Below are 12,512 nucleotides of genomic sequence, written 5' to 3'. Positions count from 1 at the left end.
GCTCGGGTGAGCCGACCGCCGGGCGGTCCGGGGGCGTGGTCGCGCGGTCAGACGGTGGCGGCCTGCTCAGCGGCCTGCTCGGCAGGCTGCTCGTCGGTGCCGGAGGTGTTCTCCCGGGGGGTCGGGAGCACGGCCATGATCACGCCGGAGATCACGATGGTCGCCGCCCAGGCGAGCCCGTACTTGCCGACGAAGGTGCCGGAGAACGGGCCGGCGAACCAGTCGCACTTGGTGAAGGCGAGCCCGGCCAGCAGCGCGAGCACCCAGGAGACCATCGCCTGCCAGCAGAAGCCGCCCGTGTACCAGTAGCGGCTCTTCCTGCTGGTGTCCATGAGCGCGGCGGCGTCGTAGCGCACCGCGCGCGAGCGGCGCCGGTACATGTCCACCGCGTAGACGCCGATCCAGGCCGAGAAGGAGACGGCGAGCAGGATCAGGAAGGTGATGAACGAGCCCAGGAAGCTCTTGGCGACCAGCATCAGCAGCAGGCCGCCGACCAGCGAGATCACGGCGTTGATGCTGACGGCCATGGCGCGCGGCAGCTTCACGCCCATGGTCTGCGCGGTGAAGCCGGCCGAGTACATGGAGAGGCTGTTGATCAGCAGCATGCCCACGATCGCGGTCAGCAGGTAGGGCACGGCCAGCCAGGTCGGCAGCAGGTCGCCGAGGAAGGAGACCGGGTCCGCGGCCTCGGCCAGGCCGGGCGAGGCCACCGCCATCACGGCGCCCATCAGCACCATCGGCACCATGACCAGGCCGGCGCCGGAGACCGTCACGCCGACGATCTTCCGGCCGGAGGCGGCGTGCGGCAGGTAGCGGGCGAAGTCCGGGCCGGTGGGGACCCAGCTGATGCCGCCGGCCGCGATGGTCCCGATGCCGGCGATCATCATCGCGGTGGTGCCCGCGGGCTTGGAGAAGACCTCGCTCCAGTTCATGGTCGCGACCAGGTAGCCCAGCACGAGCACGCTGAAGACCCCGAAGAGGTACGTCGACCAGGTGTTGCAGACGTTCAGCGCCTTCCGGCCCATGCCGGAGACCAGGAAGGTGCAGGCGACGAAGGCGAAGAGCGTGATCACGATCAGCGCGGTGTTGCTCTTGACGCCGAAGACCAGGTCGAGGACGGTCAGCACGGCGTAGGCGCCGGTGACGGCGTTGATCGTCTCCCAGCCGAACCGGGCGATCCAGAGGATCGCGCCGGGGAAGAGGTTGCCGCGCACCCCGAAGGTGGCCCGGGAGAGGGTCGCGCCCGGGGCTCCGCCCCACTTCCCGGAGACCGACAGCACGCCGACCATGCCGAACGAGATGAGGGCGGCGCACGCGGCGACGACCAGGACCTGCCAGAAGTTCAAGTGGTTGAACACCACCAGGGCCGCACCCATGGTGAGGAGCAGGACGCTGATGTTCGCCGCGACCCAGGTCGGGAAGAGCTCGCGGACTCTGCCCCGGCGCTCGTGGTCGGGGACAGGCTCAATGCCGCGGGTCTCGATCGCGCCGTCGTTGGCGTCGGTGGACGGATTGTCCATGAGGGTGGCTCCGTGCGTGTGAAGCGGGAGGTAAATCGGTCAAATAAGATATTTGTGGAACTCTTCGCGCGTAGCGGGAGTCGAATCATCCTACTTTGTTCTGAGGGCAAAGCGGTTGGCGCGGGTGCTCGCCGGCGGCCGTCGGCGCACCCGTCTCCCGGGCCGCCTCCCGGACCCTCGGCCGGTCCACCCGGAAAACCCTGCGACCGCGGGGGCGGCCGGCCTGTTGAATGGCCCGCATGTCCAGTGCACCGCACAGCCCGGCCGAAGCCGTCGACCACCTCCTCGCCGAGCTCGCCCCGCTCGCCCACCCCGCCCGGATGCGGCGCCTCGCCGCCTGGACGAAGGAACGGGCAGCGGAGGGACCGAACGAGGGCGACGGACCGGAGCGGTTCGGCCCGCTGCTGGCGGAACTCGACAAGCGCGGCGCCTACGGCCGAGGGCTGGCCGGAGTCGCCGCCACGATCGCCGGGGACGGCGCCTTCGTCGCCGCGCGGCTCACCGATCCCGACCCGGCGGTCAGCCGCCAGGCCCTGAAGGCCGCACTCCACCTGCCGGTCGCGGACGAGCTGCTGGCCGCGGCGATGGCCGACGCGCCCGCCGTCCTGCGCCACCGGCTCACCACCTTGATCGTCGCCCGCGGGCGCACCGCGCTGGCGGAGCGGCTGCTGCTCCCCGTGCGGCAGGCGTGGGGGGACGCGGCGGCGGCCCGGCTGCTGCCGGGCTGCGGGCCCGACACCGTCGCCCGGTACCTGCCCGGGCTGTTCCTCGCCGTGACGCGCTGGAGCATCCTGGCCCGCCGCCACCCCGACCTGCTGCTGGACGAGGTGGCCCGCCAGCTCGCCGAACTGCCCGAGCCGGCCCGCCCCGCCTGGTGGCAGCGCAACGCGGACGTCCTGGCGGCCGCCGCCGGACACCGACCGGAGCGGGTGCTGGACCTGCTGGAACGCCACTGCCCCACGTGGTTGCCGCAGCCGGTGCAGGGGTGCCTGGGCCGGTTGCTGACCGCCGCGCCCGGCCGGACCATCCGGTTGATCACGCTGCCCGAACGCGCGGCCACCGCGTCGATCTCCCGCAGCGCGCTGACCCGGGTCGCCCGGCTCGACCCGCCCGAGCTGCCGGACCTCGGCCGGGCCTGGAGCACCGCCCCGATCTGGCTCGCCCGGCTGCTGCGCGCCCTGCCGCCGTCCCGGCGCGAGGCGTTCTACGACCTCGTCACCGCGGACCGGGACCTCAGCCGCAGCGAGCTGTCCGGGGCCGTGCTCGACGCGCTGCCCCGCCGACGGGCGCAGGCCGAGGCCCGGCGGATGGCCGCGCAGGCCGCCGAGCGCGGCGCCGCGTGGTCGGTCGTGCTGGCCCACGTCGCCCACCTGCCGGTGGCCGAGGCCCGGCCGCGGCTGCTCGCCGCCACCCGGCGGCCGGCCGCGGAGGACCGGGCGCTGGCCTACCCGCTGCTGGTCCGCAACGCGGCCCGGTCGGGCGAGCCGGCCGCCGTCGGCGAACTCCTCGACGACCTGCTGCGGCTGCGCAACGAGCAGGATCCGGTCCGCTCCCCGGCCCTGGTCGCGCTGGCCGAGGTCCCGCCCGCGCTCTTCCGGGGGGAGGCGGCGGCCGCCGCCCTCGGCCGGATCGTCACCGACGCCGTCGAGGCCCGGGACACCTCCTGGCAGACCCGCGGAGCGCTCTCGCAACTCGCCCTCGCCGTCCTGCGGGAGCACGCGGTGAGCGGTGAACAGCCGCTGCTGGGCTGGGCCCTGGCCGCCCTGCGGCAGCTCTCCGGGATGCTCGGCAGCGTTCCGCTGGGCCGGCTGGACACCGTGCTCCGGCGCGGACAGGAGGCACAGGTCTTCGAGGCGCTGCGCCCGTGGCTGGCGGCCGGTGCGGACCGGGTCGACCACACGCTGACCTTCGCCCTGGCCGGAGCCCTGGGCCGGCGTGCCCACCACCTGCCCGAACTGCAGGAACTCCTCTGGGAGGCCATCCAGTTCGGCGACAACGCGACCTTCATCCAGGCCGTCCGGCACTGGCTCGCGGACCCGGTCACCCGCGGCGAACGGGTGGCACGGGTGCTGGAACTGGAACCGTCGGCCGCCGTCCTGCCGCCGGTGCTCCGGGTGCTGGCCCGCGGGCGCACCGACCTGCTGGACACCGTCCTCGCCGACACCCTGCCGTACGGGCGCTTCCTGGCAGCGGGGACGCACTGGCTGCCGCCGGTCGACGGCATCGAGGGCTGGACACCCGGACAACAGGCCGCCGCCGCACGCCTGTTGGCGGCAGCCGCGGCCGACGCCTCGCTGCCCCGGCAGGTACGGGCCGGACACCTGCGCACCGTGGTGGCGGTCCCCGAACGCGGCTTCGCCACCGTCCGGCCGTACGTCGACTCCCCGGACACCGTGCTCGCCGAGGCCGCGCTCGGAGCCCTGATCTGGACCGACCGGCCCGCCGAGGCGCTGCCCCTGCTGCTCGCCCAGGCCGGGAACGACCGGGCGCGGGTCGCGCTGTACGCGGCAGGGCGGGCCGCCGGGTTCGTCGCGCCGTCGCGACTGGCGGGCATGCTGCGGGCGGTGCTGCTGCCGGCGGCGGACGGGGCCGTGGAAGCCGGTGGCGGGGTTGCCGGTTGCGGGGTGGCCGGCGGCGGTGGGGCGAAGGTCACCAGCCTGAAGGAACTGGTGCGGCTGGCCGCCCGACTGCTGCCGGTGGACACCGCAGGCGCACTCCTCGCCGAGGCCCACGACCTGCCCGGCCAGCACCGCGACGTCCGGGCTGCGGTCGTGGCCGCCACCGTCGACCTGCTCCCCGCACCCGCGGCCTGGCGGCTGCTCGAAGACGCCGCGACAGGCGCCCCCGTGGCCCGGTCCGCCGTGCTGCGCACCCGGCCGCTGGACCTGCCGACCACCGACCGCCCCCGCTACGCCGCGCTGGTGGCCGGGGTGGCGAGCGGCGACGACCCGCACACCGCCCAGGTCGCGCTCGACCTGCTGGCCGCCTGGTCGCCCTGGTACCCCGAAGCGGAGGAGCTGCTGCTGGCGGGCACCGTTGACCTCGCCAACCGCTCCTCCTGGCGGGCCGCGGCAGCCGGCCTGGCCGCGCTCGCCGTCGGCGGCACGGGCCGCCGGCTGACCGAGGCGCTGGCGCAGCTGCTGGCGAGCGAGGCGTCGGCCGCGGGAGCCCCGGAGCGCGGGGACACGGACGGGAATGGTGGCAGCGGCGGACTGGACGCGGCCGCCGACCGGGACCGGCCGGCCCGGCAGCGGATCGACCACCTGGTCGCCCGGCTCGCCGCCGGCGTGGCCGACCGCCCGTCGGCGGAGGGCCTGAAGACGGTCGCCGAGGCAGCCGAACTCCTCTCCACCAGACCTGACTTCATACCCAAGGCCGTCCAACTCCTGACCGCCACCCTGGAGTTCGACACCACCCAGGACCATCTCCTCGCCGAGCTTGACCGGTTGGCCGCCGTTCACGGCGACCGCCCGGTGCTGGCCGCCCGCACGGCCGAGGCCCTGCGGAGCCGGCTCAACACGCCTCGCCGCCCGGGCGACCCGGCGGTCCTGCACACCGTGACCGAACGGCTCGCAGCCCACGGCGGCCACACCCAAGGCCTGTTCGCGGTCGGTCTCGCCCACGCCCTGGGTCCGCGCACCGGCTGGCGCTCGCAGTGGCGAGCACTGCTCCGCACCCTGCGCCGCCACCCGCAGCCGGACGTCCGGGAGGCGGCCCTGGCGGTACGGACGGCGACGGAGTAGAAGGGCGGGGGAGCGGGGCCGGTAGGGGCGCGGCGGTCAGCCGTCGCGTCCGGCGGCCTGTTCGTAGAGCGCCACCAGGACGCCGTGCACCGGCTCGCCGGGCGGGGCCTCGGCGGCCTCGGCGACCAGGGCCTGGAGGGTGGTGCCGAGGCGCGCGGCCTGGTCGGCGGTCAGCCGCAGGTGCCGCAGGACCAGCACCGGCTCCTGCGGGGCGTCGGCGCACTCCTCGGCCACCGCCTTGAGCAGGGCGGTGGTCGGCCCGGCGTCGCGTCCGGTGCCGCGTCCGGCACCACGCTCCGTGACGGCGATCCGCCGGGTGGTGCGCTGGTAGAGGTGTTCGCTGCCGCCGCGCACCTTCCGGGTCTCCACGATGCGGACGACGCCGGCCTCCTGCAGCACCTTGAGGTGGTGCGCCACCGTGCCCTTGCGGCTGTCCAGCAGCGCCGCCAGTCGGCCGACCGTGGCGGGCTGCCCGCCGAGTGCCAGTAGCAGCCGTTGGCGCAGCGGGTGGGAGAGCGCCTTGTACTGCTGCGGGCTCTCGATGGTCAGCTCGTGGTCCTCGGGCTGGTGGTCCTCGGGCTGGTGACCCTCCGGCTGGGGGTCGTGGGGCTCGTGCTCCTGGGGCCGGTCTTCCCGCTGCTGGTCGTCCATGCGTAAAGCGTCCAATTTTCTTGACGCTTTCGCAAGCCGCGTGCTCTACTCGTCGCGACCTGACCGAGCATCACCAGCGGGGGACAGCAGATGGCGCAGCTCCAGTCGGCCGAGATCACCGGGATCGTCACCGAGGTGAGCCGGCTCACGGCCGGGCTCTACGTCTTCCCCGAGATCGGCGAGCGGATCGCCCGGGGCCTCGACGACGCGTTGTCCAAGGGCCGCTACCACCAGTCCGGCGACCCCGAGACACTCGGCCGGCTGGTCACCGAGGACCTCCAGTCCGTCAACGGCGACGGCCACCTGCGGCTGAAGTTCCACCCGCACGCGATCCCGACGGAGCAGGAGGACGGCGCCGTCCTCGCCGAACTGGCGCGGGCCGCCGACCTCTCGCTCGGCGGCGTGCCCCGGATCGAGCGGCTGGAGGGCGGCGTCGCCCTGCTGAAGCTCGCGCCGATCCTCTTCCCGCTCGACATGACCGGCGACTCGCTGAACGCCGCGCTCGGCCTGGTCGCGCGGGCCGAGGCCCTGGTCCTGGACCTGCGCGAGTGCGTCGGCGGCGACCCGTACACGGTCGCCCACATCTGCGGCCACCTCTTCGACGGCCCGACCCACCTCAGCACGATCTACGACCGCGAGGAGGACGCCGAACGGCAGTTCTGGAGCCCCGCGCAGGCACCCGGCCCGCGCTTCGGCGGCAGCAAGCCGCTCTACGTGCTGATCAGCGGGGCCACCTTCTCGGGCGGCGAGGCGCTCGCGTACGACCTCCAGCAGCGCGGCCGCGCCGTGGTGGTCGGCGAGGCCTCCGGCGGCGGCGCCAACCCCCGCCGGGGCTTCACGCTCCACCCCCACCTGGAGGCCACCATCCCGACCGCCCGCTCGATCAACCCGGTGTCCGGCGGCAACTGGGAGGGCACCGGCGTCATCCCGGACACCGCCACCGACCCGGCCCGGGCCCACGAGACGGCCCACCGCGCCGCACTGGCCGACATCGCCCGGCTCGGCGGCGACACCCCGTCGGCCGAGGAGGCCCGACAGGCCCTCCACGGCCAGGCGGACGACCACCCCACGCCGCCGGACGCCCGGCTCTGATCACCGGCCCTGGCATCGGGCGCTGCGCCGGTTCTGCGTCCCGGGAGTGGTTCAGTGCCCGGAGGCGGCTCCGCACGCGGCCGTGGTGAGGAAGGCCGTCACCGCGGACTTGGCGGCGCGCGGGTCGGAGCGGTCGTACGGGTTGTGGGAGAGCACCAGTTGGCGTCGGCCGTCGGCGGTGCCGGCGACCATCGTCGAGTAGCCGGGGAGGTCTCCGCTGTGACCCCAGAACACGCCGCAGGGAGTGTCGAACCGGGCCAGCCCCAGCCCGTATCCGCGTCCTGGGCCGGCGTCCGTCGTCCTGGTCATCTCGGCGAGTTCGGCGGGCCGCAGCAGCCGGCCGTCCAGCAGGGCGGCGATGAAGCGGTTGAGGTCGGCGGTGCCGGAGATGCCCTGACCGGCGGCGCCCATGACGGACGGGTTGAGTTCGGTGACGTCCACCGGCCCGGTCGAGAGCTTCACATAGCCGTGCGCGTGGGGGCCGGGCAGCCGGACGGAGCGGCCGGGCATGCCGGTGTCGCGCAGTCCCAACGGCTGGATGATCCTCCGGTCGACCTCCTGTTGCCAGGGGTGGCCGGTGGCCTTCTCGATGAGCAGGCCCGCGAGCAGGTAGTTGGTGTTGGAGTAGTGCCAGCCTTGTCCCGGGGGGAAGTACGGAGCGTTGCGGTTGGCCAGTGCGAGCAGGTCGGCCGGCTGGTAGGTCTGCCAGCGTGGTCCCGCCAGCCAGTCGAGGTACTGGGACTCGTTCTGGGGATCCAGGCCGGGCGCATCGGTGTAGTTGTACAACCCGCTGGTGTGGTCGAGGAGTTGGCGGACGGTGATGGCCGAGCCGTTCGGGACCGCGCCGGGCAGGTGGCGGTCGATCGGGTCGTCCAGGCCGATGCGCCGCTCGGCGGAGAGCTGGAGCAGGACGGTGGCGACGAAGGTCTTGGTGACGCTGCCGATCCTGAACCGGGCGTGCTCGGGTACCGGCGTGCCGGTGGCCAGGTCGGCCACGCCGGCCCGCCCGCGCCAGACGGTCCGCCCGTCCTGCCGGACCTCGCCGACGGCTGCCGAGGAACCGGTGTCGACGATGCCCTGGAGCGTGGTGCGCAGTGCGGTGGCCTCGGCGCTTCCAGTCGCCAACGTTCCCTGCTCGCCCGCCGGTTGGGCATCGACCGGCAGGCGGCCGGGGGGTGCGGCGAAGCTCGGGGCGGCACCGGCGCCGAGCAGGGTGGCGGCGGCCAGGAGCGCGGCCGCCGAGCGGAGGCCGCGCCTCAGGGCGCGCGGAGGTGTCGTCACGTCGGGCATGGGCTGCGTCCCTTCCGGGGCAGGCGCGCATCGCCGCCCCCGTACCGAGCGTGCCGGAGGGGTTCCCGCCCGGGCATCCACCGAAGGTGCCGCGCCGTGTCCTCCCTGGGACTGGTCGGGCCAGTTGGGCGTCGCCCTGCGGGCTGAGCCGGTCCTACGCCGCGGCCCGCCCCCGGAGCGGGACTAGAGTAGGACAGTGACCGCTCTGCCGGACAACCTGCCGATCAACGACGTTGAACGCGACCATGCCGTGGAGCGCCTGCAAGAGGCGTTCGCCGAAGGGCACATCTCACGCGAGGAGATGGACGACCGTCTCCACCAGGTGCTCACCGCGAAGACGCGTTCCGACCTCGCGCCGCCCCTGGCCTCGCTCCCCGAGCCGGACCAGGGAGCGGTCCCGACCATCGCCGCCGTCAGCGGGCGCCTGGTGCGCCGCGGCCCCTGGCGGGTTCCGCGCAGCTTTCAGGTGGCGTCGGCCTTCGGGCGGGTGCACTTGGACCTGTCGGAGGCGGTCATCGAACATCCGGTGATCGACATCGAGTTGGGGCTCGGTACCGGCAGTGCGAAGATCACCGTCCCGCGCGACGCCGTCGTCGACATCGACGGCCTCCAGGGAGGCTGGAAGGACGTGCGCTACACGCCTCCCCGCCGCTCATCCGTGGGCAACCCGACGATACGGATCACCGGGACCACCGGCTTCGGCCGTCTGAAGATCCGGCACGCCCGGCGCTGAGCGTTGCGGACAGCAAGCGCCGCAGGATGGTGAGCAACTCGCCGTCATTGGAAGGCAGTTGCCGCGCCCGCCAGGCGATGTGGCCGTCCGGGCGGACGAGGGCGGCGGCGCCGGTGGTGGCGGGAAGGCCGGTGGCGCGGGCCCAGTCGGGGGGCGCCAGGGTGTGTACGGTGACCGGCAGTCCCGCCGCTGTCGCGGTGTCCGCCTGGTGCTGCCAGTCGGCGTCCTCCGTGGCCGTGGTGAACAGGGTGAAGCCCGGCCCGACCAGGTCGAGGGTGGATGTGGCTGCGGCCCCGGGCGGGCCGGGGAGGTGGAGGTGGGGGAGGCGGGTGCCGGGCGTGCCGTCGGGGTGTTCGCGGTCCGGGTCCAGGGGTGGCCGCTCCGGGGCTGTCGGGTCCGCGAGGACCGCCGTCGAGCGGTAGGCGGCGGTGAGCAGCAGCTCGTCGTCGATCCGGTACCCGGCGCGGGCACGGGAGTTGGCGAGCGAGATGTCGATGACCTGCCGGGCCACCGGGCGCCGCTCGGCCTCGTAGGTGTCCAGCAGGGCCTCGCCGGCCGTCCCGGCGGTGACCGCCGCGAGTTTCCAGGCGAGGTTGTCCGCGTCGCCGATGCCGGTGTTCATGCCGTGCCCGCCGGTCGGCGGCACCACGTGGGCGGCGTCGCCCGCGAGCAGCACCCGGGCGCGGCGGTAGGCCCCGGCGAGGCGGGCGTCCATCCGCCAGGTCATCGTGTCCTGGACGGTGACGGCCAGACCGGGCAGTCCGGCGGCCTCCCGGACCAGCCGGGCGAGTGCCCCGCAGTCGCTCAACAGGGCGTCGATGCCCGGGAGTTCGGGGTCGTACGGGTGCTGGTAGATCCACTGGCGGTCGTTGTCGACGGCGAGGAAGCCGCCGCGGCCCGGTTCGGTGAGGAAGTACGAGGCGCTGGCGCGGTCGGCCACCACCTCGCCGAGCGGTGCCTCGAAGCGGATGCTGAGGAAGTGGCCGAGGCCGGTCGGCCCCGCCATCTCGATGCCGGCCGCCGTGCGGACGGTGCTCGACGCGCCGTCGCAGCCGACCAGCCAGTCGGCGCGCACGGTGTGGCGCTCGCCGGTGGTGCGGTCCTCCAGCAGGGCCTGGACGTGTCCGTCCCGCGGGGTGAGGGAGAGCAGGCGGGTGGCGAACCGGACGCCGTCCGGGGCGAGTTGGCGGGCCCGTCGGAGCAGGACGGCCTCCAGGGCGTCCTGCGAGCAGATCAGCCCGGGGGTAGGGGTGCGCTCGGCGTCCTCCGTCGTGCCGGCCGCCACGCCGGTGCGGACGAAGTCCGGGTCGACCAGGCTGCGGCCCCGGTAGAAGAACACCTGCGAGGCCGGGAGGCCGGCCCGCCGGACCTCCTCCTCCAGCCCGCACCGCCGGAAGACCTCCATCGAACGCGCCGACACCCCACGGGCCTTGGGGTGGCGCGAGGTGTCCGGGTGCGCCTCGACGAGCAGGTGCGGCACGCCGTGGCCGGACAGCAGGACGGACAGGGTCAGGCCGACCGGGCCGCCGCCGACGATGAGCACGGGTGTGGTCCCGGGGTATCGCATGCCACCACTCCTCAGTAACGCCTACTGGGTTATTTTGACGTTACCATGGTCCGGACGGCACCCTCCCAGACCCCGCGAGGCGACCCCCATGGCGCAGTCCCAGTCCCAGCCTCAACCCCAACCCCAGCCCCGGCTCCAGGACGGCGACGACGGCAACCCCCGCGGCCTCCACTTCCTCACGGACCTCGCGAACACCGTCCGCGAAGACCCCGGCACGGGCGCCGCCGAACTCCAGGCCCTCCTGGAGCGCCACGGCGGCCCGCCCCTCCGGCTCACCGACGCCGACGCCCACGAACTGCGCCAGGCCACCGCCAAGGTGACCGCCGTCCTCGAAACCGACGACCCGGACCACGCCGCCGACCTGATCAACACCCTGCTCGACCGCCACCCGCCCCGCCCCCGCCTGGTCCGCCTCCCCGGCCGGCCCTGGTCCCTGCACACCCGCGCCCCCGCCGACGCCGGCCTCACCCACTGGCTGCTCTCCACCGCCGCCCTCGCCCTCGGCCTGTGGCTCAGCGAACGCGGCACCTGCGCCTGGGGCCGCTGCGCCGCCCCGGGCTGCGGACGCTTCTTCATCGACACCGGCCGCCGCACCCCACAGCGCTACTGCACCCCCCGCTGCGCCACCCGCGTCCGCGTCGCCGCCCACCGCGCCCAGAAGAGCTAGAGGACTGGTGGTGACCGCAGGGGTCTACGCTGCCGCCGGAGGGCCCCTGGAGGGTGGCCCGCACAGAGCGAAAGTGAGGGCCGCCATGGCCGGGCGACACCGCCGTCCCCCGCAGCCGGAGCTGCCGCCGGACTCGGACGGCCGGCTCCGGGCCATCGCCGAGCAGCGGGCGGTCGTCGAGGACGGCATCGCCGTGTCCGACAGCTCGGGCGTCCCGTACCTGTACCGCACCGTGTACGAGCCGGACGGCACCGTGCGGCAGACCCTCGTCAGGATCGATACCGGGCCCCTGTGACCGGCCCGCCCGGCTGGGAGGCGTCAGCGGAACGGCCCGCCCGGAGACCTGCTCACCGTCGGCCCCGGTGGCTGTCCGGCGCCCAACTGGCGAACCTCGGGTCGAGGTTCGCGCACGTGGACGACCGTCCTCCCTCACCCCCATGGTGCGGGACGTACCCCTTGGGGCGCCCGTGCCACCCCGGTGCCGCAGGGGTGGACCGCCGCCGCTCGTGGCCGACTCCGTCGTTGACGACGGTCGTTCGAATACGTCACGCTCGGTGGAACGCCGAGGGCGGGTGCCGGTCGTGCCGCGCTCCGTGCGCCGCCGCCGATGTCCTGGTGCCCCGCCACCCCGGCCTCCGGATGCCCACCGTGAACCCCGTGTGGAGGTACCGCCATGTCCAAGCGCCGTCTCGCCGTCCACGGAGCCGCCGTCGCCGCTCTGACCCTCGCCGCCGTGCTGCTCCCGGCCGTCGGCGCCCACGCCGCGCCGCCCGCCGACTCGTGCACCCAGAACTGGAGCATCAGCTCCGGCGAGGGCTACGCCAACGGCAAGTGGTGCAACTACAACTCCAAGGTCGTCGGCACGGTGCACGACACCAAGGCGGACGGCCGCTGTCCGTACGTGCGCGGCAGCCTCTCCAACGGCGGCCACGTCGACAGCGACTGGGCCGGCGGCAAGGGCAAGTCCCGCGCCATCACCCTCTACGCGCCCTCGGGCACCCACATCACCGGCCTCAGCATGCGCTACATCGGCTGCTGATCCCGGCCGGGAGCGACTGAGGGCAGGTGGTCCACCGTCAGGAGCACGGCCGCGGCCGCCGCTCCTCCTCCGCACCGACGACCGCCCCCGGCTTCGCGTGCCGCCCTGGACGGGACAACGGTCACCACCACCCCGGCCCCGGGCGTCAAGCAGCGCGTCGTCGCTGCCGCCCTCTGCCGCTGAGACCCGCGTCCGCCGACCCCGATCGGG

General features: G+C 74.4%; 10 protein-coding genes. 6 read left to right on the top strand and 4 right to left on the bottom strand.

Annotation, left to right across the window (positions count from 1 at the left end):
- Positions 1-47: 47 nt before the first annotated feature.
- Positions 48-1,520, bottom strand: coding sequence for a purine-cytosine permease family protein (locus tag ACFRQN_RS36515; RefSeq protein ID WP_375877774.1), 1,473 nt, complete (start codon positions 1,518-1,520; stop codon positions 48-50).
- A gap of 239 nt (positions 1,521-1,759) precedes the next feature.
- On the opposite strand from ACFRQN_RS36515, the gene ACFRQN_RS36510 reads away from it, so the two are divergent.
- Positions 1,760-5,263 carry a hypothetical protein gene (locus ACFRQN_RS36510; protein WP_380744840.1) on the top strand — a complete coding sequence of 1,168 codons (3,504 nt, stop codon included), beginning with the start codon at positions 1,760-1,762 and terminating at the stop codon, positions 5,261-5,263.
- Between the two features lie 36 nt (positions 5,264-5,299).
- Here the strand turns inward: ACFRQN_RS36510 and ACFRQN_RS36505 are convergent, their stop codons facing one another.
- Complete coding sequence (locus ACFRQN_RS36505; RefSeq protein ID WP_380744838.1) at positions 5,300-5,914, bottom strand: ArsR/SmtB family transcription factor; 615 nt, start codon at positions 5,912-5,914, stop codon at positions 5,300-5,302.
- Between the two features lie 90 nt (positions 5,915-6,004).
- Here ACFRQN_RS36505 and ACFRQN_RS36500 point away from each other — a divergent pair, with 90 nt between their 5' ends.
- A complete protein-coding gene (locus tag ACFRQN_RS36500; RefSeq protein WP_380744836.1) occupies positions 6,005-7,006 on the top strand; it encodes a S41 family peptidase in 1,002 nt (333 codons plus the stop codon).
- Between the two features lie 51 nt (positions 7,007-7,057).
- On the opposite strand, the gene ACFRQN_RS36495 is transcribed toward ACFRQN_RS36500, so the two are convergent.
- The gene (locus ACFRQN_RS36495) at positions 7,058-8,296 is read right to left on the bottom strand and encodes a serine hydrolase domain-containing protein (protein WP_380744834.1); all 1,239 of its coding nucleotides are present in this window, start codon (positions 8,294-8,296) and stop codon (positions 7,058-7,060) included.
- Between the two features lie 196 nt (positions 8,297-8,492).
- Here ACFRQN_RS36495 and ACFRQN_RS36490 point away from each other — a divergent pair, with 196 nt between their 5' ends.
- Positions 8,493-9,029: a DUF1707 domain-containing protein gene (locus ACFRQN_RS36490; RefSeq protein ID WP_380744832.1), complete on the top strand. Its 537-nt coding sequence runs from the start codon at positions 8,493-8,495 to the stop codon at positions 9,027-9,029.
- Here ACFRQN_RS36490 and ACFRQN_RS36485 read toward each other — a convergent pair.
- Entirely contained in the window at positions 8,977-10,596 is a 1,620-nt protein-coding gene (locus tag ACFRQN_RS36485) for an FAD-dependent monooxygenase (protein WP_380744830.1), read from the bottom strand. The genes ACFRQN_RS36490 and ACFRQN_RS36485 overlap by 53 nt on opposite strands.
- 88 nt (positions 10,597-10,684) lie before the next feature.
- Between ACFRQN_RS36485 and ACFRQN_RS36480 the strand changes: the two genes are divergently transcribed.
- The 3 genes from ACFRQN_RS36480 to ACFRQN_RS36470 all read left to right on the top strand — a co-directional run bounded on the left by ACFRQN_RS36480 (position 10,685) and on the right by ACFRQN_RS36470 (position 12,302).
- On the top strand, positions 10,685-11,263 hold the full coding sequence (locus ACFRQN_RS36480; protein WP_380744828.1) for a CGNR zinc finger domain-containing protein: 579 nt from the start codon (positions 10,685-10,687) through the stop codon (positions 11,261-11,263).
- A gap of 85 nt (positions 11,264-11,348) precedes the next feature.
- Positions 11,349-11,558, top strand: coding sequence for a hypothetical protein (locus ACFRQN_RS36475; RefSeq protein WP_380744826.1), 210 nt, complete (start codon positions 11,349-11,351; stop codon positions 11,556-11,558).
- 378 nt (positions 11,559-11,936) lie between these two features.
- Positions 11,937-12,302 (top strand): hypothetical protein, encoded by a 366-nt coding sequence (locus ACFRQN_RS36470; protein WP_074005273.1) that lies wholly within the window; start codon positions 11,937-11,939, stop codon positions 12,300-12,302.
- Positions 12,303-12,512: the final 210 nt, after the last annotated feature.

The sequence above is a fragment of the Kitasatospora sp. NPDC056800 genome (assembly GCF_042789775.1).
Taxonomy (GTDB): domain Bacteria; phylum Actinomycetota; class Actinomycetes; order Streptomycetales; family Streptomycetaceae; genus Kitasatospora.
The sequence above is the reverse complement of the archived record's forward strand: the minus strand, read 5'-3'. Positions and strand labels throughout refer to the sequence as shown.